Genomic DNA, 22,914 nt, shown 5'->3' with positions numbered 1-22,914 from the left:
TGCCCAGGGCTTCCGTGCGGCCGGCACCGGTTAGTATCCACCCCTCCGAGGGGGGAGCGAACTGATGGTCGCCACCGGAACACTGTTGACGTTCGTCGTCGCCGCGGTCGCCAGTCTGTTCATGGCGTGGGCGATCGGAGCCGGGTCCTCCGGATCGACGCCGTTCGCACCGGCCGTGGGAGCCAACGCCATCTCGGTGATGCGAGCCGGCTTCCTCGTCGGCTTGCTCGGTTTCGCCGGCGCGGTCTTGCAGGGCGCGAACGTCACGGAAGCCGTCGGAACCCAACTCATCAGTGGCGTCTCTCTGACGGCGACCGCCGCCATCGTCGGACTGCTCACCGCCGCCGTCCTCGTCGCCATCGGCGTCTTCACGGGCTACCCCATCGCGACGGCGTTCACCGTCACCGGGGCGGTCGTCGGTGTCGGGCTGGCTCTCGGCGGCGATCCTGCGTGGGCGAAGTATCGACAGATCGCGACGCTGTGGGTGCTCACTCCTTTCGTCGGCGGCGGTGCGGCGTACGCTACTGCGCGGCTCCTCCGTCTCCCGTCCGTTCCGGAACGCTACGCCATCGCCGGTCTCGGTGGTGCCGTCGGGGCGCTCGTCGCCACGATCGAGTTCGCTCTGCTCGGTCCCGCGGGCGAAGGCGGATCGATCGCGAGTACCCTCGGAACTGCCGTGCCTGGGGGGACGGCAGCGGCCGCCGTCGGCTGTGCGATCCTCGTGGCGGCCGTCCTCTTCCGTGGACTCGTGACCGACCCCGAGACGACACAGCGGCGCTTCCTCCTCTCGCTCGGCGGGCTGGTCGCGTTCTCGGCCGGCGGGAGTCAGGTCGGTCTGGCGATCGGACCGCTCGTCCCGCTACTCGACGACGTTTCCGTCCCCCTGTGGGCGGTGCTCGCCGGGGGTGGGTTCGGACTCCTACTCGGGTCCTGGACCGGCGCGCCGCGCATGATCAAGGCGCTCGCACAGGACTACTCGTCGCTTGGCCCTCGGCGGTCGATCGCGGCGCTCATTCCCTCCTTCGCGATAGCGCAGGCTGCCGTCGCCTTCGGGATTCCCGTCTCGTTCAACGAAATCGTCGTCTCGGCGATCATCGGGTCGGGCTACGCTGCCGGTGGCGGCGGCGTCAGCCGTCGGAAGATGGCGTACACGGTGCTTGCGTGGGCCGGATCGTTGGTCCTCGCGTTCGCGCTCAGTTACGGCGTCTTCGTCGCCCTCGACGCCCTCGTGGTGTAACGCCTACCCTTCGACCTCGGCTTCCGTCTCTTCGAGTTCCGTGTCCGTGGCCTCGGGGATCGTGATCCGTGCTTTCATGATCCGGGTGTTGTCCACCTGCTCGATGCGAATCGTGATGCCGTCGTAGTCGATCGTCTCGCCTTCCTCGACGAGTCGCCCCGCCCGGTTGAAGATGAAGCCCGCGAGTGTTTCGAACTCCTCGCCCTCCGGCAGGTCCAGATCGAGCACTTCGTTCACCTCGTCGATGTTGACCTCGCCCCGGACGATCACCTCGTCGTCGCCGACGAACTCGAAGGGCTCCTCCTCGTCGCCCTCGAGGATGTCACCGACGATCTCCTCGACCATGTCCTCCATCGTGATCAGGCCCTCCGTCGTCCCGAACTCGTCGATGACGATCACCATCCGCATTCGGTTCTCCTGAATCTCTTCGAGGAGTTCGTCGACGTTCTTCGACTCGGGGACGTGGAGGGTCGGCTGGACGACGTCGGTCAGGTCGACGTTCCGCTCGCCGTAGTGTTGCTGACGAACGAGGTCCCGGAGGGTGACGATGCCGATGATGTTGTCGAGGTTGCCCTCGTAGACGGGGATGCGCTCGTGGTCGCTCTGGACGCAGGTCTCGATGGCCTCGTCGATGGCGGCGTCTTTCGGCACCGCGGTCATGTCGAGGCGCGGCGTCATCACCTCTTTGGCGATGGTGCGGTTGAACCGAAAGATGCGCTGGAACATCTCGCGCTCCTCCTCCTCGATGACGCCCTCGCGTTCCCCGGTCTGGATCATGTTCTGGATCTCGTCGCGAGTGACGTAGGTGGTCTCGATGGCCGACCGCCCACCGGTGATGCGGTTGACCACTCGCGTCAGGTGGTCGAAGACGACGACCAGGGGCATGAGGAACAGTTCGGAGTACTTGAGTGGGCGGGCGATCCGGAGCGCCCACGACTCGGTGTTCTCGACCGCGTAGGACTTAGGTGCGCTCTCCCCGAACAGGAGAACGAGCGTCGTGATCCCGAACGTCGCCGCGAGCACCGCCTGTCCTTGCGAGAGGTAGATGGCGAAAACGCCCGTCGCGATCGAGGACATGGCGATGTTGACGATGTTGTTGCCGACGAGGATCGTAATCAGGAGTCGGTGGGGATCCGATTTCAACTCCTGGACGACCCGTGCCCCAGGGACCCCGTCGTCGACCATCGAGTCGACGCGGTGACGAGCCAGGGAGAACATCGCGATCTCGGAGGAGGAGAAGAAGGCCGACAGGCCGATCAACACGATGATCGCGACCGATCCGGCGATCGTGATCGTCGTGTCGGTCAGCGGGACGATATCGGCTATCTGCGCCGGAAGAGAGTGTCTGACGGCGCTCGCTATCGGGGACAAACCCATGGAACTACCCATCATACTCACGGGCCCGAATTAAGCGTTACCCTCAGGCCGTCTCGACCCGAACGAAGGGCTTAGGCTGCCCCCTGCCGTACGCCAGCCTATGCCGGATAGTGACCCACCCATCACCCTGTACCGACTACAGGCGTGTCCCTACTGCGAACGTGTCGTCCGGACGCTCGACGACCTCGGCCTCGACTACACCTCGCGATTCGTCGAGCCGATGCATTCCGAGCGCAACGTCGTCAAGCGAGTCGCGGGCTCCCGTCCGGTGCCCGCCATCGTCGACGAGCGAACCGGCGTGACGATGTCCGAGTCCGCCAACGTCGTCGAGTATCTCGAATCGACGTACGGCGACGGTAACAGGGGTGCGCGCTGATGGTCGACTTCGACGTCGTCGACCTACCCGACACCGACCACGTCGCCGAGGGCGAGACTGCCCCCGACTTCACCCGCCCGCTCGTCAACGAGGAGTTCTGGGAGGACGCCGCCCTCTCCGACCTGACCGACGAGGGGCCGGTCTGTCTCGTCTTCTACCCCATGGACGGCTCCTTCCCCGCGACGTACATCTGGAACGAACTCCGCGACCGTGACTTGGGCGACCTGCTCACCGTCGTCGGTGTCTCGATTTCGACTCCGTACGCCCACAAGCGACTCATCGAGGAGCGCGGCATGGACTTCGACCTCTTCGCCGACCCCGGAAACGGCGTCGCCCGCGATTACGGCGTCGCCAACGACCTCGACGGCATGGCCGGTATCGAGGAGGCTCGTCCCGCGACCTTCCTCCTCGACGGGGACCGCACCGTCCGTTACGCGTGGGTCGCCGAGGAGTGGCCCGACTTCCCGCCGTACGACGACCTCGAAGACGAGATCCGGACGCTCGTCGACTGAATGAGTCCCGACACCCTCGATGTCGCCGTCGACGCCGCCCGAGACGGGCGTGCGGTCGTCTACCCGACCGAGACGGTGTACGGGCTGGGTGCCGACGCCACCGACACCGACGCGGTCGAACGGGTATTCGAGTTGAAGGGGCGGTCCCGTGGGAATCCCCTCTCGGTCGCCGTCCCCGATGTGGACGCTGCGCTCGAACACACCCGACCGACCGACCGCGAGGTCCGGTTCATGCGCCGGTTTCTCCCCGGTCCCGTGACGGTCGTCGTCGAGCGCCGACCCTCCCTCCCGGACGCCCTCACCGCCGGCCGCGACCGCGTCGGCGTCCGCGTCCCCGACCACGAGACTGCGCTCGCCCTCCTCGACCGGACGCCGCCGCTGACCGCCACCAGCGCCAACCGGTCCGGTGCGGGGAGCGTCACTCGGATCGCCGACCTCGACGACCGAATTCGGTCTGGCGTCGCCGCCGTGGTCGACGGCGGCGAGACGCCCGGGACCGAGAGCACCGTCGTCGACCCCGGACGGGGCGTGATCCACCGGCGTGGAGCGTTGGCCGATCGGATCGACGACTGGCTACAGACCGAGGAGTGACCGCAGCGACCGCGTCCGAACCCCACACCGCTCCCGATAGTCGCAGGCGTCGCACTTGGCCTCGTCGTCGGTTCGTGGCGGCGGGCCGTCGACATCCCTGACCGTCCGGACCGTCTTCCGGTAGGCCGCCCGGTTGCGCGTCGTCAGCGCCACCCGCCGGACGACGCCGTGAGCCGGGTACTCCACCAGTGCCGACGGCACTGTCTGCTCCCGTTCCCACGCGAGCGCCTTCGCCATCGCCACTGCCCGTACCCGCTGTGGGCGCCACACGCCCCTCTCGGGTGGCTGTCCCGGTGAGACGAAGGTCGGCGTCGGTGGCTCGCCCTCCTCCCCCTCGACAATTTTGTGTGCGATACCCCGACACTCCTTCCCCTCCAGATGAACCTCGCGGGCCACCGGATCGGCGAGTCCTGGCCACTCCTCTCGTTTTGCCAGCCGATCCAGTCTCGCCCGGTACGCCGCCGGTGACACGTCGATCGGTTCGTCGTTGAGCGTCGCGTCGTCGGCCGTCCTGAGTGTCGGGTATCTGAAAGCCAGCGACTGGCAGTCGCGGACCTCCGGCGGCGGTCGGTCGTCCTCCCCTTCCCGCCGTGCGTAGTACCACTGCCGCGGACAGTACGCCGCGCGGGCGAGCGAACCGAAGGTGAGCACGGATGGCGGTGGTCGCCCGATCCGCCTTGAACCTCCGGCCGCGCTGGGTCACGTTCTTGCCCCTCCACACCGAGCCACGTCGTATGCTCCGTCGCTTCCGCGAGACTGCCCCCGCCGCGCTCGTTCCGTTCGCCTGGACCGTCGTCGTCGCTGCCCACCTCGATACTGTCTCCTCTCACGCCATCTTCGTCGCGCACGTCGTGATGAGTCTCCTCCTGGCGACCTTCGCGGTTACAGGGTGGCGCGACATGTCCGATGGGGTCCTCCGGGTCTGGCGCACGACCGTCGTCGTCGGCTTCGGCGCGACGGCTCTCGGGGTCGTGGGGTTCGTCGTCGACGCCGATCCCCTACTCTCCGTCTCGCTGTACGCGTGGATGGCGCTCCCGGCGCTCGGACTGCTCTACACCGGCCGCGCCGTCGGCGACTCGGCCCCTTATCTCGGTGGCGGCGTGGCCGCTCTGCTCGGTGTGGGCGTCTACGCGGCCGCGCCCTCGCTCGCAGTCGCCGGACTCGGACTCGTCGGCGTCGGACAGACGGCCGGCATCGTCGATGCGGTCGTTCGGTACTGATCGCTCACAGAACACGTCGCTCGATGGAATCGCTCCGCGACTCAGGCCGTCCGTGCGCTGCGCGTACTGTCTCCCGAACTGCGCTTCAGGTACTGTCGCTCGCCCAGCCACCCGCCGAAGGCCAGGCCGATCAGCGACAGGGCGAGCGCCGGGAACAGCGTGATCCCGGCGGCCAGCGCCGATCCGGTGACGATGACCATACCCAGTGCCATGCCGATGCTCGATGCGATGGTCCTGTCTCGAACCATGACGGACGCCGCTACGACCGACACCCCATTTGATATTATCTATCGTGTCATTTTCGGCGCGACCGAAATATTGAATAGGGAATTCGCCGCTGGATCCCTCGAACCGACGAAATTTACCCGATCCGCGCCCGGTCGTGACTTAGGAATTAAAACAGTACCCATCCCTGACGATCGATATTATCACTGTCGTCGTCGGTCGCTCGGTTCGGTTTCCACGGTATCTCTCCGCAGGGCGACGACCGAGACGAAAGTGGTCCGGTTGAACCGTCGATCGGTGACACGTCAAAACGTCCGTATTGAGTACAGGGCACGTATTTTCCGCGGTTCGACGTCCAGACGAGAGTTCCAGAACCGGTCTCTCAATGTGCTCTTTGCCCGAGACTGCCCAACGACATATACTGAACTGCCTTTCGGAACTCTGGACCCCCAAGTTTTCTGCTAATGCGGTTAATAGTCAATTATGCCATCTAAGAGTGTTCCGGACTCATTTCTGATCCACTCGGGTATGGAGATCACGTATGCGGATCCCGTGTTCCGTACACTTCTTGGGGCGGAGTCTCAAGACCAACTTGTCGGCCTATCTTTGACGGACATCGTGAAGCCGGAGTATCACGCCACGCTCCGGGAGCAAGTGACGCGAATCGAAGCTGAAGACGAACCCGTGTTGGCGCTCGCCGTGGAACTACTGATGCCTGCCAATCAGTCTCAACGGAGGGTGTCATAGAACTCTTCTCACACCGTGATGATTGTGCTTCCCGGATTGTCTCCGCGTTCGTAGTTGGTGATTGCGACGACGAGGCGCAGACACAACGCGAGGAACACCTGCGCTCGTGCATGGACGCGGCCTCGGGCGTGCGTTCGCCCGAGGCCGCAGCCCTTGACTGATTCGTTGGTTCGTTCGACGCCACTCCGGCGGTTGTACGTCTCGTCTAGCGTTGATTGCTTCAGCTGAACGTCGTTGCTGTGTTTTTCAATGCGGTCTTCTACCCTGTACTCGATATCTTTCGGGTCGTCGGTGTTTCGTGGATTGTACGGAGCGACTGGCACGACCCCTGCGGCCAGCAGGTGGTCGTGCCAGTCGAGCGTGTCGTAGGCACTGTCTCCAAGCATCCACATCGGTTTCCCGACGGCGAGCGCGTCACGCGTGACGCGCATCGCCGTCTCTTCTGGTGCTTGTTTGCTCTCGGTGAACTCGGCTGCAATCGGGATCTTTTGCCCGGTTGAGACGATCGTGCAGCCGTAGCCGTAGTAGTACTCGTCATCGGTTGGATCATAGCACTTCGATGCGTCTGGATCGGCGGGCATCGCTCTCACGTCGGTTGAATCGATAGAATACGTCAAGTCGAGCAGGCCCCGCAAGGCGGCCTGCTCGACGAGATGGTCGAAGACCCGGTCAACAACGTGCTCAAGATCAGTGAGGAATCGATCGACCGCGTCTCTCGACGGCGGTCGATCGAAGCTACAGCTGAGCCAGACAACGGTGTTGTTCAGTTCTCGTGCAACCGGACGGATACCGTCGATGTTCTTGTAATAGCAATGGAGAAAGCCACGCATCATCTCGGGCGGCTCAAGATCTCGTGTTCGCCCCGTCTCCGCCGGGGCGAACACGTCGAACCCTTCAAGAAACTCGAAGGAGAGGTGCTCGAACAACGCCAACGTCTCCGTTTCCACGGCATTGAAGAACGATTCTACCGAAGGATCATCTTGCAGGGTCGCTGAACTCATTCCACCTCAGCGTTCACCCTGCTCTTTGGTATGCGAACTGTTCTATGACACCCTCTCAACGGGTTATCATCGTGAACTCACTGATACAGTGGGGTGGCACCCAACAGGTTCTGGCCTCTGTGCTTCCAATTGTTGATCCTGATTCTGCGGTTGGGCGTCTGCTCCGCAATACAGTAATGGACGAAGCCCCGCTATAGTAGCCTTTGTAAGTCATCACACACCTGATCGCATGACTGCGTTCGATCAGGTGTGCGGACAGTTACAAACGCTACTATAGGTATCACAATTGCAGACCCATCTCAACCCGACAACCCTCTGATTTACGTCAACGATGGGTTTTGCGAACTCACCGGCTATTCTCGTGACGAGATTCTCGGCCAAAACTGTCGGTTCCTACAGGGCGACGCCACACGTGAAGAGCCAGTTGCACAGATGCGAACCGCAATCGAAGCCAAAGAGCCCGTGACCGTCGAACTCCGGAACTACCGAAAAGAAGGCGCGATGTTCTGGAATCGCGTGACGATCGTTCCGATTCGAGCCGAGTCGGGGGCCGTCACCAGTTACCTCGGCTATCAGGAAGACGTGACCGACGAAAAGCGGTTCAAACAAGATCTCACCCTGTTTAAGAAGGCGGCTGAAGGATCTGAGAAAGTCATTTTCATAACCGACCCGGACGGGACGATCCAGTATGTCAACCCTGTCTTCGAACGGATGACCGGATATACGGCGTCCGAGGCGACCGGACGCAATCCACGCATTCTCAAATCCGGGCAACACGACGACGCGTTCTATGCGGACCTGTGGGAGCAGATCACGGCTGGCGACGTGTGGGACGCCGAACTGACGAACCAGACCAAGCACGGAGAGCTGTTCGAGGTCACACTGAAGATCATCCCTGCGACGGGCAAGCACGGGAAGATAACGCAGTTCGTGGCTATCATGCAGGACATCAGCGAGAAAATGCTCACGAGACAGACGATTGATGTGCTTAACCGGGTGGTGCGGCACAATCTGCGAAACTCCGTGACCGCGATCGACGGTCACGCAGAACTGTTAGCATCTGACGAGATAGACGCAGAAACCCGACAGGCGTCGATCGAAGCAATTCGGCGTCAAGCAAAGTCGATGCATAAGATCGCGCGAACGACCGACAACATCCGCGAGATCTACGACCCGACGGACGAACAGCGATGGGATCGTCTCAATATCGAGGCGCTTTTCGAAGCGTATCAGGGGCAATATTCGGACGCAGAACTCACGACATCGATCGATGGTGACGAGCCGATCTATGTTCGAAATGCAGACCTGTTCGAGCAAGCCATGGATGAGGCTGTCGAGAATGCAGTCGACCACGGTGATCGGTCACCGCCAGAAGTAACTATGACGATTGACCGGGAGTCGGATCCCGATTACGTGTATATATCCGTAGCGGACAATGGTCCCGGTATCCCGGACCTCGAACGGCGTGTGATCGAATCGAGAGAGGAGACGCCGCTCCAGCACAGTCTCGGTATCGGGCTTTGGATGATGAATTGGGTGGTAACGACGCTCGGTGGGGAGTTGACGATTAGTGATAACGACCCACGGGGAAGCGTGCTGACGTTCCAATTACCAAGTGTAGATCAAAGTGTTGTGGCGAATCCCAGCTCGTGAGCGGGCAGAGACCTACCGATGTCTCGATTCCGACGACGCGACCGACCACTACCGTGCGTCGTCTATCCGTCGTCTCGCTCGGTATCGGATCCACCCTCAATCACGATCCACGCGTTGCCCCCACAACGAGCGAATGATTACGGAGGCATCGCTCTCGGTCGTCGGCGAAGGCACGACAGCGGCGACCCGCATTCACAGTATGATTGAACTCCAGGCTGATCGACATTCATATTCATATATTCAAAGGCGGAAATATGTATTTCAGGGAGTCACACGTTCGAACCCGGTGGCCCAGCATCGTGCAAATTCTGGGTGGCCCTGCTTCGAATCCTTCTTGCGGTCTTTTTCCCCACGTTTTTGCGAGGGAGTGAAACGACCGAGGAAAAAGTGGGATGGGCCCTGCCGGATTCGAACCGCGAGGACTTCACTTCGTTCGTCCTCTGGGCTCGAATCCTTCTTGCGGTCTTTTTCCCCACGTTTTTGCGAGGGAGTGAAACGACCGAGGAAAAAGTGGGATGGGCCCTGCCGGATTCGAACCGCGAGGACTTCACTTCGTTCGTCCTCTGGGCTCGAATCCTTCTTGCGGTCTTTTTCCCCACGTTTTTGCGAGGGAGTGAAACGACCGAGGAAAAAGTGGGATGGGCCCTGCCGGATTCGAACCGCGAGGACTTCACTTCGTTCGTCCTCTGGGCTCGAATCCTTCTTGCGGTCTTTTTCCCCACGTTTTTGCGAGGGAGTGAAACGACCGAGGAAAAAGTGGGATGGGCCCTGCCGGATTCGAACCGCGAGGACTTCACTTCGTTCGTCCTCTGGGCTCGAATCCTTCTTGCGGTCTTTTTCCCCACGTTTTTGCGAGGGAGTGAAACGACCGAGGAAAAAGTGGGATGGGCCCTGCCGGATTCGAACCGCGAGGACTTCACTTCGTTCGTCCTCTGGGCTCGAATCCTTCTTGCGGTCTTTTTCCCCACGTTTTTGCGAGGGAGTGAAACGACCGAGGAAAAAGTGGGATGGGCCCTGCCGGATTCGAACCGCGAGGACTTCACTTCGTTCGTCCTCTGGGCTCGAATCCTTCTTGCGGTCTTTTTCCCCACGTTTTTGCGAGGGAGTGAAACGACCGAGGAAAAAGTGGGATGGGCCCTGCCGGATTCGAACCAGCGATCACCCGGTGTCCCATGGCGACGACGGAGTCGTCTACCAGTATGAGCCGGGGGCTTTAACCGGACTAAGCTAAGGGCCCGTATCCCGACGTCCCGTCGCCGTCATCTTGAACGTGCCGGACTGTAGCGGCAGACCAAAAGGTTGAGTACGACCTTCCCCCATTAGAGGGACAACCACGGCCACCGTCGGCGGATCGACCCACCGACGGCCCCGACGCCGCGCCCATCTATGACAGACACGCCCGTCTCGAACGTCCTTCTCGTCACCGTCGACTCCCTGCGGACCGACGCAATCGAACCGTACGGCGGCGAGTACGAGACGCCCACGCTCTCCGCCGTCGCCGACCGAGGCACCGTCTTCGAGAACGCCTTCGCCCACGGTAACTGGACACCGATGTCCTTTCCCTCCATCCTCGCGTCGCGTCCGGCCTTCGCCGACACCGGACGGATCGGCGTCGACGGTGCGACGACCCTCGCCGAGCGACTTCACGACGCTGGAATCGCGACCGGCGGATTCAACGCCGCGAACGGCTTTTTGACCGAACACTGGGGGTACGACGACGGCTTCGACGACTTCGACGCGTTCGTCGGCGGCGGCGGGGACGGCCGAGCAGGGGAGTTTGTGGCTGCCCACCCCACCTGGGGAGCGTGGCTGCAACTCCTCACGTCGCCGTTCCGTCGGGCCGGAAGCATCCTGCGGGGCGGATCGGACGAACAGCCCTTCACCGACGCCTCACGTATGCTCGACGTCGAGCGTGGCGCTACCTCCTTCGTCGAGGAGACCGACGAACCGTTCTTCCTGTGGGTCCACTACATGGACGCACACACGCCGTACGTCCCCGCGCCGCGGTACCTCCGGGAGATATCCGACCGGCGCGTCGGCAAGGTCCGGATGCTGGTCGCACACGTCAGGACCGGACTGGGCTGGTCGGTCGGCGACCGAACCCTCGCCGACCTCCGCACCCTGTATCAGGGGGCGGTCCGACAGATCGACGCCAGTCTGGACCGACTCCTGTCGTCGCTCGACGACGCCGGCGTCGGCGACGACACCGCCGTCGTCGTCGCCGGAGACCACGGCGAGGAGTTCATGGACCACGGTCACCTCTCGCACTATCCGAAGCTCTACGACGAACTGATCCACGTCCCGCTCGTGGTCGACCTGCCGGGCGTGGAGTCCGGTCGGGTAGCCGACCACGTCGGCCTCGACTCCATCCCTCCGACGATCTGTGACCTGCTCGGCGTCGATCCTGCCGACGACTGGACGGGGCGGAGTCTCGTGCCGACGATCCGGGACGGCGTCGCGCCGCGGGCCGATCCCGTGGTGAGCGTTGCCGTCCGCGGCGAGGACGTGACCCAGCAACCGATTCCGCGGCGCCTCGACGAGGGCGATCTGCTGGTGAGTGCCCGAGAGCGTGACTGGGTGTACATTCGGAACACCGTCACGGACGTCGAGGAACTGTACGACCGACGGGCCGATCCGGAACAGCGAACGGACCTCCTTGCCGACGGCGACGCCGTCGACTCCGAGACTCCCGCCGCTCGTGCCCACGACCGTCTCTGCGACGCCGTTCGCGACCACGTGGCCACACTGGAGGCCGTCGACCCCGACGACGAAGGCGTTGGTATCGACGACGACATCGAGACCCGGCTCGAGGCCCTCGGCTACCGGTAACTCGTCGATGCTTCGGCGCTTCCTGCGGGCGATACTCGTCGGTCCCGAGGCCCCGCAGATCCGCCGGTTCTTCCTCGTCGGCACCGCGGCGGCGGCGTTTCAGACGGCGATGCTCGGCACGCTCGTCGAGGTGGGTGACCTTCAGTACCTGTTGGCCGCCGCCCTCTCCATCGAGACGACTATCATCCTCCAGTACGGCGTCAACAACCGGTGGACGTTCCACGCCTCACGACACGACGGCTGGCGGGAGTACGCCAACGGCCTCTTGCAGACGAACATCGTCCGTGGTTCTGCCATCCCGATCCAACTCGGCGTCCTGTACGCCCTCGTCTCGGCCGCGGCCGTCCCCTACCTCGTCGCCAACGGCGTCGGTATCGTGATCAGCGGTGTCTACCGCTATCTCCTCGAATCGCGGTGGACGTGGGGGTGACGGATCGCACCGCTCATCGGGGCGAGTCCTGAAGAAGCGCCGTCGCCAGGGCTCGAACCTGGGACCACCTCGTTAACAGCGAGGTGCTCTACCATCTGAGCTACGACGGCTCGACTCGTCGTAGTCGCAGTCGGCCCAAAGGGCTTTCGCTTTCACCCGCTCCCGTCGGTCGGTCGGGGGCGACCGACACGCTTTCGCCCGCACGGGCGGATCGGTGTCACATGAGCGAGTTCGACGCCGTCGTCGCGCGTGTCTCCGACCGCGTGACGCCGGACGAGGCGGAGCGCGAGGCGCTCCGATCGGCGGTCGACGCACTGACCGACCGGGTCCGGGAGGCCCTCGCCGACCTCCCGGTCGACGCGCGGATCGTACAGGTCGGCTCGACCGCCCGCGGGACGTGGCTCGCCGCCGACCGCGACATCGACCTGTTCGTCTGCTTTCCTCCCGACCTCGACCGCGCCGATCTGGAGGCCTACGGCCTGTCCGTCGGTCGGACGGCGCTCCCCGACGGGCGCGAGGAGTACGCGGAACACCCCTACGTCACCGGCAAGTTCGAGGGGTTCGAGGTCGACCTCGTCCCCTGTTACGACGTCGACGACGCGACTGCGATCCAGTCGGCGGTCGATCGCACTCCCTTCCACGACGCCTACCTACAGGAGCGCCTCGATCCGACTCTCGCCGGCGACGTGCGCCTGTTCAAGGCCTTCCTCACCGGAATCGGTGCCTACGGGAGCGACCTCAGGACCCGCGGGTTCTCGGGTTACCTCTCGGAACTGCTCGTCCTCGAGTACGGCGGGTTCGAGGAACTGCTCCGCGGGGCCGCCGACTGGCACCCGCCCGTTCGCTTCGATCCAGAGGACCACGGCACCGAGTCGTTCGACGACCCGCTCGTCGTGATCGATCCCACCGATCCCACGCGCAACGTCGCCGCCGTCTGTGCCCCGGAGAACGTCGCTCGCCTCCAACACTACGCCCGGGACCTCGTAGCCGACCCCCGCGACGACCTCTTCGTCCCCGCCGATCCCGATCCGATCGACGCCGACGCCGTCCGCGCTCACCTCGACCGCCGGGGGACGACCCCCGTGGCCGTCGTCTTCGAGACGCCCGACATCGTCGACGACCAACTCTACCCCCAGTTACGCAAGTCCCTCGACGGGATCGCCGACGAACTCGACCGCCGTGGTTTCGTACCCATCCGGTCGACGACCCTGGCCGCCGATCGCGCCGTCCTGTTCGTCGAACTCGCGGTCGACGAACTCCCGGCCGTCCGCCGGCACCGCGGCCCGCCGGTCCACGTCCGCGAGCACGCGACCGGCTTCTACGACGCCTACGCCGACGGCGACGCGTACGGTCCCTTCGTCGACGGCGACCGCTACGTCGTCGAGCGTGACCGCGAGTTCACCACGCCCGAAGCCCTCCTCGAGAGCGACGCCGTCTTCGACGTGGCTCTCGGCACACACGTCGAACGCGCCCTCGACGACGGCTACGACCTGCTGGTCGGCGAGGCAGTTGCGTCGCTGGCCGACGAGTTCGGCGTCGCCCTCGCGCGCTACTTCGACCCCACGCCCTAGAGGTCGTGGGTCGACCGCACCCGGTCGAGCAGGTCGCGGGTGGCGTCGGTCGGGTCGTCGTCGTCGACGGCCACGGGCGTCCGACCGTCGAACGTCTCGTGGACCGTCGCGACGCTCTCGGAGAGCGTGTCGAGTCCGTACCCGCCTTCGAGGACGAACGCGAGGGCGGCGTCCATCTCGCGGGCCGCCTCGCGGACCCGATCGGTGAGGGCGGCGTACCCCTCGGTCGAGACCCGCAGCCGCGAGATCGGGTCGTGACGGTGGGCGTCGAAGCCCGCACTGACGACGAGGAGGTCGGGGTCGAACCGGTCGAGGGCCGCGGCGACAGTCTCGAACGCCGCCAGATAATCCGCGTCCCCCGCGCCGGACCGGAGCGGGACGTTGAGCGTCGTCCCCTCGCCCGTGCCCGTCCCGACGTCGTCGACCGCGCCCGTGCCCGGGAACAACCCTTCCTCGTGGATCGACGCGTAGAACACGTCCCCACGGTCGTAGAAGATATCCTGGGTACCGTTGCCGTGGTGGACGTCCCAGTCGAAGATCGCCACGCGGTCGGCGTCGCCCCGATCGACGACCGTCCCCGCGGCGACGGCGGCGTTGTTGAAAAAACAGAACCCCATCGCGTCGTCGGTGACGGCGTGGTGGCCCGGCGGCCGACCGAGCGAGAAGGGGGTCTCACGGCCGTCGTCGCCGGCGAGAGCCCGCTCCGCGGCCCACTGTGCCAGTCCCGCGCTCGTCAGTGCGGCCTCCCACGTCCCCGACGAGGCGACGGTGTCGGGATCCCAGTCGCCCCCTCCCTCGGAACAGAACGACTGGAGTTCGTCGACGTAGTCGTCGTCGTGGACGATCGACACCGCGTCGGCCGACGCCGGATCGGCCGACACGTACTCGACACCGTGACGGCGGGCGAGCTGTCGGCGGATCGCCCGCAAGCGGTCGGGCGTCTCCGGGTGTCGGTCGCCGGTGTCGTGGTCGAGACAGGTCTCGCTGTAGCCGAACTGCATCTATTCGAAGAGGGAGAAGTATGTCTCGATGTCCTCGGCCTGGATCGTCCGCCTGTCGGCGTGATCGGCGAGCGTCGCCGCCGCCGAGGCGACGTTGTCGGCGTAGTCCTCCAGGATGTCGGCGAGCGCGATCCGTGCGTCCATCGAGACGCGGTAGCGGTCACCGATGTCGAGCCGTGCGATCCGATCGACCGGCGCGACCGGCAGTTCGAGCGAGTCGCGGTTGACCACCCGTTCGACGCCGAAGTCGGCGGCCATCAGCGTTTTTCGACCGTCCGCCGTCGCGTCCTCGGCGGCGTCGACGGCGAGGTCCGCCCCGTGGCGCTGGATGCGCCGGGCGAGTTCCTCCGCCGCACCCGCACTCACGCGGAGGTCCCCCGCGTTCCGACGGATGATCGTGTCTACCGGGGCGAACGGTAACTCGACGCTCATACCCCGATACCCGTCCGTGGCGCGTATAATCCTTTCCGTCGGTACAGCGGTCAGTGTACTTCGTCGGCGTCGATCCGCCCGTCACGGAGCGGCCCGCGGACCGTCACTTCTTCGCCGAGACGGAGGTTCGCGTCCGTCTCGACGCTCCGCGTCTCCGTCCCGTCGTCGAGGACGACCGGGTCGCCCGCTTGGACGACCGTCCCCGTGAACTGGACGGGTCCGTCGTCCGTTCCGGCGGCGGCGCCCGTCGCACTCCCGGTCCCGCCGCCAGTCTCCGCCCCGCCCACATCGTCGCCGAAGGCGTCGAGTCCCGGACTCCCGTCCCCCGTCGCCGAGCCCGTTTCGGCGTCGGCATCCACGCCGGCCCCCGCCGCGTCCGCCGGCGGATCGGTCACGGTCACCGTCGACCGCCACCCGGCCGAGGCCTCCAGGTCGTCCTGCCACCCCTCCTGGATCTCGGCGTCGGTGACGACGACGTAGTCGGCGAGGTCGACGTCGAGGTCGGCTTTCTCCCCCCAGAGCGCCACCCGGATGTCGCCCGTCTCGTCTTTGATCCGCACGTTCCGGACCTGCCCCTCGCTCCCGTCGTCGCGGTCGAACGTCCGCTTGGGGTCGGTCTCGATGACGCCGCCGGCAAGATCGGCCGTCTCGCCGAGTTCGAGGTCGTCGATCGTCGCCGTCTCGGGGTCGTAACTGATCTCCTCGTCGATCCCCTCGACTGCACCCCGCGACCCCACGTGGAGTTCGAGGTCGCCGTCGCGTTCGCGGACGTAGCCGTCCACCACCTCGACCGAGGTGTCAGGATCGAGTTCCTCGGCCCGATCCGCCTTCTCGTCCCACAGCGTCACCCTGATGCGGCCAGTCTCGTCGCCGAGGGTGAGGTTCGCGACCCGTCCCTCGCTCCCGTCGTCGCGGTCGAACGTCCGGACCGAGTCCGTCGACAGTACCCGACCCTGGAGGTTCACGTCCGACAGGCCGAGCGAGAGGTCCTCGACGCGGTAGGTGTCGCGTATCTGGACGTCGACCTCGGCGTCCGGATCAGGTTCCGCCTGATCCGCGCTCACCTCGACGCCGCTGTACCCCTCCTGTGGCCGACCCTTGATTCGGAGGACCTCGCCGACCTCGAGTTCGCCGTCCGCGACCGACTGCGCCACTCGGTCCCAGAAGGCCACGCGGACCTGTCCGGTCTCGTCGGCCACCTCCACGTTGATGACGCGGCCCTCCCCATCTGCGGGCCCTCCCTCGTCGTCGTCGCGTTCGGCATCCTCGCGCTCGTCGTCCTCGGTCGTGTCCGTGTCGTCGCGTTCGAACGTCCGCAACTCGCCGATACCGACGACCTTCCCGAGGAACTTCACCTCGTCCATCCCTGGTTCGATGTCGGCGATGCCGCTCACCTCCTCGTCTTCCAGTTCGTGGGCGATGAGCATCGCCGCCGTCTCCTCGTCGGCGAGCCCCCCCATCTGCTCGACCTTGTCGTGGACGGCGGCCTCGAACTCCTCGAACTCCACGTCGGTGTCGAGGTCCTCGTACACGTCCTCGATTACACCCATCGTACCGTGCAACAGGCGAACCCTCCGGTTAAGCGTTGTCCTTGCCCGAACGCGGCGCTCCCGTCTCCCGATCCGTGCGTGGTCACGGCCGACTCTCGTCCCGGCTTCGGTTATGAATCCTCGGGCCACTCGGCGACCGTCCGCCGCCCCTCCGGCGTCTCGTGGAGCACCCGCACTCCCGCGGGTTCGCCGTCCGTCTCGACCGTCGCGACGTACCCACGGTAGACGAGCGCCTCCGTGCAGGCCGTGTCGGGTGGTGCGTCGCGCCGCGTCGTGACGACCACCGTCAATCGGTTCTCCTCGACCGTCGCCGACCCGAGACTGGAGACCGAACAGCCGTTCGGCCCCGTGACACAACCCTCGATCCGAACCTGCGTCCCCGAGACGCTCACCGTCGCGGCTTCGGGATCCTCGCACCGACCCGTGTCGCGGAGCGTCCGCTCGCTCACTTCGTCGATCCCGTCGTCGGTATCGCTCGGCGCACCCACACACCCACAGAGCGCGGTCAGGGGAGCCGTCCGGAGCAGGGTTCGCCGGTTCATACCGCCCGCGTCGGTCGGCGGGGACATACCCCTTCCGTACTCTCAAAGATCCCTTTCACCGACCGTCGCCCGCGGATCGTAACCGTCTTAACCCGTTCCCCGGTAGAGAGAAGTGAGTCCTGATAGGGTAGTGGACTATCCTCTTGGCTTGCGGAGCCAGGGACCGGAGTTCAAATCTCCGTCAGGACGTTTCTGCCGACACTACGTCGACGAGCGTAGCGAGTCGACCGTCGGCAGAAACGGGAACACGGAGATTTGAGCAGACGAGTCGCAGCGGCCGAGCGGAGCGAGGCCGACCGTCTCGGCGAGTTCAAATCTCCGTCAGGACGCTCACTTCGTTCGCGACCTGACGTGCCCCACGCTCACTCCGTCGCCGGTCGACGCAGTCGACCGGCTACACGCGAGACCTCCGGTCCCTCGCTGCTCGCGTGGGACTCAGTCAGGACGTTTCTGCCGACACTACGTCGACGAGCGTAGCCGCCGTTCTACGGTCGACCCCCGAACGGACGCTCCCGTCGCTTCGCCGACCGTTCACTCCGACTCCGAACGACGCTTCCACGCCGCCTCCTGTCGGCGCTCGGCGACGTGTCGCCGCCCGTCGGCGACCCGTTCGTGGACGCGGTCGCCGAAGGTCACCACGTCGTCGAGGAGCGTCGACTGGAACGTCTCGAGGACGTCGTACGACCACCGGCCGGACGGGTCGTCCCCACACGACGGGAGGACACCCCGCGGTAGGTGTTCCTCGCGCAACCGGTTCGCCAACCGCTCGTGGCCGGCCTCGCGAAGCGATCCCTCGGCGGCCGCCAGGTGGTCCATCGCCCGACCGGTGCTGTGGTGGAAGGAGACGAGGTGGCCGTGCGCCCGGTGGAGGTGCTCGACCCCCAGTTCTACCTCGTGAAGCGCCTCGCGTTCCGCGTCGGTCAGGTCGTCCGGTTCGGATTCGGTCACAATACATGGTACTATTCCACAAGGTATGGGCGTTACGGCGCGGTGACTTTTCAGTCTCGGCGGTCAACGGTCGGGTATGGACGCGGCGCTCCGGTCCGGAATCGCCCTCTACAACGCCGGCGAACACCACGCCGCACACGATCCGTGGGAGGCCGAGTGGCTCGGCCTGACGACGGGGACCGACGACGAGCGACTGCTCCACGGCCTCATCCAGTTCACCGCGGCGATCCACCACGCCCGGACTCGAAACTGGGGCGGGGCGACGGGACTCGCGAAGAGCGCCGCCGACTACCTCGCCGGTCTCGATTCCCCGTCCCACGGTGTCGACGTCGCGGCCCCGCGCCGCGCCATGGCGACGCTCGCCGCCGACCCCGAGGTGATCGAGCGCCGCCGTCCGCCGCCGCTTCGGTACGAGGGGCGGACGCTGGGCCTCGACGACTTGGATTTCGAGTGCGTCGCCGTCGTCGCACCGGCGCTCGCGGCCGAACACGGCTACGACGAGGCGACGGTCGACCGGGCGGTCGCGTACGCCCGCAAAGAAGTCGCCGACGGCGGCCGGACGCTGTTCACCGGTCCGCTCTTCGAGTTCGTCACCGCCGACGAACCCCACCGGGCGCTGGTCGCCCGGCGACTGGGCCGGCACGTCGACCGCCGGGACCGGGAGTACGACGACGTGGCCGGCCTGTTCGACTGATCCCGGCGGTCAGAACATCGAGACGGCGTACGCCAGCGACGAGAACACCATCAGGAAGACCAGCACGAGGGCCATGATCTGTTGGCGGTCCATACGAACCCCTCCGGCGTGAGCACCGAGTAGCTTTCGGCACTCGACGGGTGTCAGGCCTCGTCTTTCGGGTCGCCAGCCAGCGTGTACTCCGCCGAGTCGTCCTCGGGGTCGTAGCCGAGCACCTCGCGGGCGCGGTCGATGGAGTAGTACTTGCGCTCGTTGTCCGAGATGCCGTAGACGACCTCGTAGTCGTAGTCGGCCCGGACACAGCAGTCGAAGAGGTGGGCACAGTCGCGATGCGAGAGCCACATCGCCTGCCCGCGTTCGTAGTTGCGCGGCGGGTGGCCCTCGGTCAGGTTGCCGATGCGGACACAGACCACCGACAGGCCCTCGGTGTCGTGGTAGTAGCGGCCGAGCGTCTCGCCCGCGGCCTTGCTCACGCCGTAGAGGTTGCCCGGGCGGGGGAGTTCGCTCCCGTCGAGGCGGTAGTCGTCGTCGGTGCGGTACATCTCGGGCTTTCGCGTCTCGGTCTCGTAGGCCGAGACGGCGTGGTTCGAGGAGGCGAAGGCCACCTTCTCGACGCCGGCCCCGACCGCCGCCTCGAACACCGTCTGCGTGCCGTCGATGTTGTTCGAGAGCACCGAGTTCCACGGCGCTTCCGGTCGGGGATCCCCCGCGAGGTGGATGACGGCCCCGACGCCCTCCATCGCGTCGGCCATGGCTGCCTCGTCGGTCACGTCCGCGACGACGACGTCGTCCTCGTCGACGCCCAGCGGGAGGCGGTCGCTCGACAGCGGCTCCCGGTCGAGCAGTCGCCAGTCGTAGGTGTCGCCGATCCCGTGCAGGATGGCCTGCCCGACGCGCCCACCCGCGCCAGTCAGTAACACCGGGTCGTCCATTCGGACGGTACTGGGACCACCGACCCCAAGTAACAACCGATTCGGTACGGCGACAGGCCTTACCCCGACCGGCCCGTCGAGCCACCATGGTCACCGACACCCAGCAGGCCTGTTTCGAGGCGGGCATCAAGTTCGGATCGCTCTACCACCAGTTCGCCGGCACGCCCGTCTCGCCCGGCAGCGTGGCGAGCCTCGAACGCGCGATGGAGGAGGCTATCGAGAACCAACCCTTCTGTGCGTCGGTCGACGTCGACATCGACGAGGCAGCGCTGTTCGACGCGGCCGGCGACCACGGCTACGTCGAACTCACGGGGCGGTTCATGGAGGTGGAGATGCGCATCGAGTACGAGGACGTCGTCGTCGACACCGAAATGACGATGACCGATGGCTACCCGCTGATGCGCCCGGTGTCCGTCGAGTGACGGCGTGGCGACGCTCGAATTTCACTTTCACTTTCGGGCGTGCGTTTAACTCACACGGCGGCGAATCGTCGGGTATGAGTCAGACGACGCTCGGCGACGACGAACTCTTCGGCGAGGCGGCGGCCGAGGTGCGCGCGGACGTGGAGGAACATCTCGGGAAGGCCCGCGCGGAACTCCCCGACCCGGACGAGATCTGGGCGGCCGACGCCGACAACGTCCTCGGGGTGTTGAACGGCCTCCGATCGGCACTCGACGCCGGCGAGGCCGAGGAGCACCTCCGGCAGGCGAAAAAGTGGTACACGATGGGCGACCGCGCCGACGCCTTCGAGGACGCTGCCGACCTCGCGGAAGCCATCGAGGAGTTGGAGGAACTGATCGAGTCGATCGGCGGGGCCCACGACGACGTGAGCGACCTCACGAACGCGGTGCCCGAACTCCGCGGGACGCTGGAGGACCTCGACGGCGGCGAGGCCGGCGACGAGTGATCACCGCGGGACGGCTCGTTTCTCGACACCCTCTAGCAGTTCCGCCAGCGCGTCCGCCGACAGATCCAGCAGTTCCTCTCCGAGGTCGGCGTCGCCCGCGCCCGGATCGCCGACGACGCCGTTCTCGGTGAACTCCGCCGAATCGTGGGCGAGGTTCGTCCCCGAGAGCCAGTCGCCCCAACCGTCGCTCGCTTCTTCGCGGGCTTCCTCGATCCGCTCTTCCCGCACCAGATCGGGGTGGGTCGCGCGCAACAGCGCGGTCTCCAGTGGCCCGCCGTGGCCCATCTCCGATCCGTGGTCGCCGACCGCCTCGAACCACGTGAAGGGGACGGCGTAGGCGTCGTCGTGCCGCGAGACCGTCGCGGTCACCTCACCCAGCGCGGGGACGTTTCCCCCGTGCCCGTTGACGACGACCACCCGATCCATGCCGTGGTGAGCGAGGCTGCCGATCACGTCACGAACGTACCTCCGGAAGGTGTCGGGCGACACCCAGAGCGTCCCCGCGAAGTCGCGGTGTTCCTCCGCGACGCCGACCGGAATCGTCGGCGCGACGGCCACGTCGCCGTCGTACCGCTCCGCGCCCGCGTCGGCGACCGTCTCGGCGTGGAGAGCGTCGGTGCCGAGGGGTGCGTGCGGGCCGTGCTGTTCGGTGCTGCCGACCGGCAGAACGGCGAGGTCGGCGTCGGCGTCCCGGACGTCCGTCCAGGTGGCGTCGGTGAGGCGCATACCGTCCGTCCGGGCCGGAGGGGTTTCAAACTAGGTAGCGAGGCGGATTCCCCGCCCCACCGTGGGCGGGGTTGAAGCCGACACTCGCTGCCACAATCCACGGACTATTAACTACCTCTACTATCTATTGAAACTCGTGGCAGACGGCTACCTGAGGCGTACCGCAATCACCCGTCCTATCCTCACCGACGAGCAACAGGACTTGCTCGATGTCACCATCAACGAGTGGAAAGATGCCTGTAACATCAGCAGTCGCATCGGATGGGACACAGGTGAGACGCGGAAAACCTACCTCCAAGACCTCGCCTACGACACGGTGTTGGAGGAGACACACCTCGGGAGTCAGCACGCAATTCTCGCCACCCATCAGGCTGCAGCCGCACTCGATGGTGTCGACGCAATCGAAGACCTTGATGAACACTACAAAACGTCCCGACCGGAGTTCACCAGTAACACGGTAAAATACGATACCCGGACGATGACGCTGTTCGATGACGGGTCTGTGTCTCTTTCTACCGTCGAGGGCCGGATTCGGTGTGACCTGACCCTTCCCGACGAAGAAGACGGGTATCAACACGAATACCTCACCGATGACGAGTGGGAAGTAACAGAGTCTACGTTATCAAAGCGTGATGGCGAATACTACCTGCACCTCGGGTTTCGCAAAGATAAGCCCGAGAAACAGGTTGAAACACAGGGTGACGACGAGGACAGGACAGTTCTCGGCGTTGACCTCGGCATCGTCAACATCGCTACCACCAGCACAGCGCACTTCGCATCGGGGAGAGAACTCAGGCACCGACATCGAGAGTTCGAGCGGATTCGCGGTGATCTCCAGCAGACTGGTACACAATCCGCCCATCGGACAATTCGGCAGATGAGCGGTAGGGAATCACGGTATCTCCGTGACCACCTCCATCAAGTCGCTAACCAGATTCTTGAAGAAGCACGAACACACGACTGTGAGTACATCGCGTTCGAGAATCTGAAACACATCAGGGAGCGTGCGCCGCCCGTCAAAGAGTTCCACCAGTGGGCGCACCGGCAGCTCGTTGACCTCGTGGAGTACAAAGCGGAAGCCGAGGGGATTAGCGTCGAGTTTGTAGACCCGAAAAACACGAGTCGGCGGTGTCCTGAATGCGGGCATACGAGCAAGGGGAACCGAGTGCGACAGGCGGAGTTCGAGTGTGAATCGTGCGGTGCAACTCAGAATGCAGATTACGTGGGTGCGAAGAATGTTGGGTGGCGGTACGTCCGTCGCGGGCTACAGTCCTCGCGGCGGACGGGCGACAGTCAACTCGCCCTGAAGTCAGGAACGGTGACGCCGAATCGGGGATTCGTCCCGTCCGACTAACGCCGGCAGAGGTCGAGTTCACTGACAAGCCCCGCGCCACCGTGCGCGGGGCAGTTGAC

25 protein-coding genes and 3 tRNA genes are annotated in these 22,914 nt (G+C 65.2%); 14 read left to right on the top strand and 14 right to left on the bottom strand.

From position 1 onward, the window contains the following. The first annotated feature begins 64 nt into the window (after positions 1–64). Positions 65–1,237: an inorganic phosphate transporter gene (locus tag NBT81_RS17160; RefSeq protein ID WP_338740124.1), complete on the top strand. Its 1,173-nt coding sequence runs from the start codon at positions 65–67 to the stop codon at positions 1,235–1,237. Positions 1,238–1,240: 3 nt separating this feature from the next. Here the strand turns inward: NBT81_RS17160 and NBT81_RS17155 are convergent, their stop codons facing one another. Then, positions 1,241–2,614, bottom strand: a complete 1,374-nt coding sequence (locus NBT81_RS17155; RefSeq protein WP_338740123.1) for a hemolysin family protein — start codon at positions 2,612–2,614, stop codon at positions 1,241–1,243. A 100-nt stretch (positions 2,615–2,714) separates the two neighbouring features. Here NBT81_RS17155 and NBT81_RS17150 point away from each other — a divergent pair, with 100 nt between their 5' ends. Genes NBT81_RS17150 through NBT81_RS17140 form a run of 3 tightly spaced genes read left to right on the top strand, consistent with a single transcriptional unit; the run spans position 2,715 to position 4,093 of the window. After that, positions 2,715–2,990, top strand: a complete 276-nt coding sequence (locus NBT81_RS17150; protein WP_338740122.1) for a glutaredoxin family protein — start codon at positions 2,715–2,717, stop codon at positions 2,988–2,990. Then, positions 2,990–3,502 (top strand): redoxin domain-containing protein, encoded by a 513-nt coding sequence (locus NBT81_RS17145; RefSeq protein WP_338740121.1) that lies wholly within the window; start codon positions 2,990–2,992, stop codon positions 3,500–3,502. The genes NBT81_RS17150 and NBT81_RS17145 overlap by 1 nt, the downstream gene beginning before the upstream one ends. Next, positions 3,503–4,093: an L-threonylcarbamoyladenylate synthase gene (locus NBT81_RS17140; RefSeq protein WP_338740119.1), complete on the top strand. Its 591-nt coding sequence runs from the start codon at positions 3,503–3,505 to the stop codon at positions 4,091–4,093. Here NBT81_RS17140 and NBT81_RS17135 read toward each other — a convergent pair. Continuing rightward, the gene (locus tag NBT81_RS17135) at positions 4,076–4,744 is read right to left on the bottom strand and encodes a hypothetical protein (protein ID WP_338740118.1); all 669 of its coding nucleotides are present in this window, start codon (positions 4,742–4,744) and stop codon (positions 4,076–4,078) included. The genes NBT81_RS17140 and NBT81_RS17135 overlap by 18 nt on opposite strands. An 83-nt stretch (positions 4,745–4,827) precedes the next feature. Between NBT81_RS17135 and NBT81_RS17130 the strand changes: the two genes are divergently transcribed. Continuing rightward, on the top strand, positions 4,828–5,313 hold the full coding sequence (locus tag NBT81_RS17130; protein ID WP_338740116.1) for a hypothetical protein: 486 nt from the start codon (positions 4,828–4,830) through the stop codon (positions 5,311–5,313). Between the two features lie 41 nt (positions 5,314–5,354). On the opposite strand, the gene NBT81_RS17125 is transcribed toward NBT81_RS17130, so the two are convergent. Then, positions 5,355–5,561, bottom strand: a complete 207-nt coding sequence (locus NBT81_RS17125; protein WP_338740115.1) for a hypothetical protein — start codon at positions 5,559–5,561, stop codon at positions 5,355–5,357. 732 nt (positions 5,562–6,293) lie between these two features. Beyond that, entirely contained in the window at positions 6,294–7,286 is a 993-nt protein-coding gene (locus NBT81_RS17120; RefSeq protein WP_338738951.1) for a transposase, read from the bottom strand. A gap of 249 nt (positions 7,287–7,535) precedes the next feature. Between NBT81_RS17120 and NBT81_RS17115 the strand changes: the two genes are divergently transcribed. Then, a complete protein-coding gene (locus NBT81_RS17115) occupies positions 7,536–8,939 on the top strand; it encodes a PAS domain-containing sensor histidine kinase (protein WP_338740113.1) in 1,404 nt (467 codons plus the stop codon). Positions 8,940–9,208: 269 nt separating this feature from the next. Here NBT81_RS17115 and NBT81_RS17110 read toward each other — a convergent pair whose 3' ends face one another. Next, positions 9,209–10,030 (bottom strand): hypothetical protein, encoded by an 822-nt coding sequence (locus tag NBT81_RS17110; protein ID WP_338740112.1) that lies wholly within the window; start codon positions 10,028–10,030, stop codon positions 9,209–9,211. 40 nt (positions 10,031–10,070) lie between these two features. Continuing rightward, positions 10,071–10,176, bottom strand: a tRNA-Ile gene (locus tag NBT81_RS17105). 149 nt (positions 10,177–10,325) lie between these two features. On the opposite strand from NBT81_RS17105, the gene NBT81_RS17100 reads away from it, so the two are divergent. Both NBT81_RS17100 and NBT81_RS17095 read left to right on the top strand, forming a co-directional pair. After that, positions 10,326–11,768 (top strand): sulfatase-like hydrolase/transferase, encoded by a 1,443-nt coding sequence (locus NBT81_RS17100; RefSeq protein WP_338740111.1) that lies wholly within the window; start codon positions 10,326–10,328, stop codon positions 11,766–11,768. Between the two features lie 7 nt (positions 11,769–11,775). Beyond that, the gene (locus NBT81_RS17095) at positions 11,776–12,198 is read left to right on the top strand and encodes a GtrA family protein (protein WP_338740110.1); all 423 of its coding nucleotides are present in this window, start codon (positions 11,776–11,778) and stop codon (positions 12,196–12,198) included. Between the two features lie 37 nt (positions 12,199–12,235). Here the strand turns inward: NBT81_RS17095 and NBT81_RS17090 are convergent. Then, positions 12,236–12,308: transfer RNA gene (locus NBT81_RS17090), tRNA-Asn, on the bottom strand. Positions 12,309–12,419: 111 nt separating this feature from the next. Between NBT81_RS17090 and cca the strand changes: the two genes are divergently transcribed. Beyond that, positions 12,420–13,769: a CCA tRNA nucleotidyltransferase gene (cca, locus tag NBT81_RS17085; protein ID WP_338740109.1), complete on the top strand. Its 1,350-nt coding sequence runs from the start codon at positions 12,420–12,422 to the stop codon at positions 13,767–13,769. On the opposite strand, the gene NBT81_RS17080 is transcribed toward cca, so the two are convergent. From NBT81_RS17080 to NBT81_RS17065, 4 genes are all read right to left on the bottom strand, one after another. Continuing rightward, complete coding sequence (locus NBT81_RS17080) at positions 13,766–14,770, bottom strand: histone deacetylase (protein ID WP_338740108.1); 1,005 nt, start codon at positions 14,768–14,770, stop codon at positions 13,766–13,768. The genes cca and NBT81_RS17080 overlap by 4 nt on opposite strands. Further along, positions 14,771–15,202: a histone gene (locus NBT81_RS17075; protein ID WP_338740107.1), complete on the bottom strand. Its 432-nt coding sequence runs from the start codon at positions 15,200–15,202 to the stop codon at positions 14,771–14,773. A gap of 50 nt (positions 15,203–15,252) precedes the next feature. Further along, complete coding sequence (locus NBT81_RS17070) at positions 15,253–16,752, bottom strand: single-stranded DNA binding protein (RefSeq protein ID WP_338740106.1); 1,500 nt, start codon at positions 16,750–16,752, stop codon at positions 15,253–15,255. Positions 16,753–16,862: 110 nt separating this feature from the next. After that, a complete protein-coding gene (locus tag NBT81_RS17065) occupies positions 16,863–17,294 on the bottom strand; it encodes a hypothetical protein (RefSeq protein ID WP_338740105.1) in 432 nt (143 codons plus the stop codon). A gap of 116 nt (positions 17,295–17,410) precedes the next feature. On the opposite strand from NBT81_RS17065, the gene NBT81_RS17060 reads away from it, so the two are divergent. Continuing rightward, positions 17,411–17,483 (top strand) — tRNA-Arg (locus NBT81_RS17060). Positions 17,484–17,825: 342 nt separating this feature from the next. Here NBT81_RS17060 and NBT81_RS17055 read toward each other — a convergent pair. Beyond that, positions 17,826–18,242, bottom strand: coding sequence for a hypothetical protein (locus NBT81_RS17055; protein ID WP_338740104.1), 417 nt, complete (start codon positions 18,240–18,242; stop codon positions 17,826–17,828). A 76-nt stretch (positions 18,243–18,318) separates the two neighbouring features. Here NBT81_RS17055 and NBT81_RS17050 point away from each other — a divergent pair, with 76 nt between their 5' ends. Further along, positions 18,319–18,936, top strand: coding sequence for a DUF309 domain-containing protein (locus NBT81_RS17050; protein WP_338740103.1), 618 nt, complete (start codon positions 18,319–18,321; stop codon positions 18,934–18,936). A 143-nt stretch (positions 18,937–19,079) separates the two neighbouring features. On the opposite strand, the gene azf is transcribed toward NBT81_RS17050, so the two are convergent. Then, positions 19,080–19,868 carry an NAD-dependent glucose-6-phosphate dehydrogenase Azf gene (gene azf / locus NBT81_RS17045; RefSeq protein WP_338740102.1) on the bottom strand — a complete coding sequence of 263 codons (789 nt, stop codon included), beginning with the start codon at positions 19,866–19,868 and terminating at the stop codon, positions 19,080–19,082. An 86-nt stretch (positions 19,869–19,954) separates the two neighbouring features. Here azf and NBT81_RS17040 point away from each other — a divergent pair, with 86 nt between their 5' ends. After that, positions 19,955–20,290: a dihydroneopterin aldolase family protein gene (locus NBT81_RS17040; RefSeq protein ID WP_338740101.1), complete on the top strand. Its 336-nt coding sequence runs from the start codon at positions 19,955–19,957 to the stop codon at positions 20,288–20,290. Between the two features lie 74 nt (positions 20,291–20,364). Next, on the top strand, positions 20,365–20,775 hold the full coding sequence (locus NBT81_RS17035; RefSeq protein ID WP_338740100.1) for a DUF5790 family protein: 411 nt from the start codon (positions 20,365–20,367) through the stop codon (positions 20,773–20,775). Here NBT81_RS17035 and NBT81_RS17030 read toward each other — a convergent pair whose 3' ends face one another. Next, complete coding sequence (locus NBT81_RS17030; RefSeq protein ID WP_338740099.1) at positions 20,776–21,501, bottom strand: creatininase family protein; 726 nt, start codon at positions 21,499–21,501, stop codon at positions 20,776–20,778. A gap of 136 nt (positions 21,502–21,637) precedes the next feature. Between NBT81_RS17030 and NBT81_RS17025 the strand changes: the two genes are divergently transcribed. After that, complete coding sequence (locus tag NBT81_RS17025) at positions 21,638–22,855, top strand: transposase (protein WP_338740097.1); 1,218 nt, start codon at positions 21,638–21,640, stop codon at positions 22,853–22,855. The last annotated feature ends 59 nt before the right edge of the window (positions 22,856–22,914 follow it).

The organism is Haloplanus sp. CK5-1, from assembly GCF_037201915.1.
GTDB classification, from domain to species: Archaea; Halobacteriota; Halobacteria; order Halobacteriales; family Haloferacaceae; genus Haloplanus; species Haloplanus salilacus.
The sequence above is the reverse complement of the archived record's forward strand: the minus strand, read 5'-3'. Positions and strand labels throughout refer to the sequence as shown.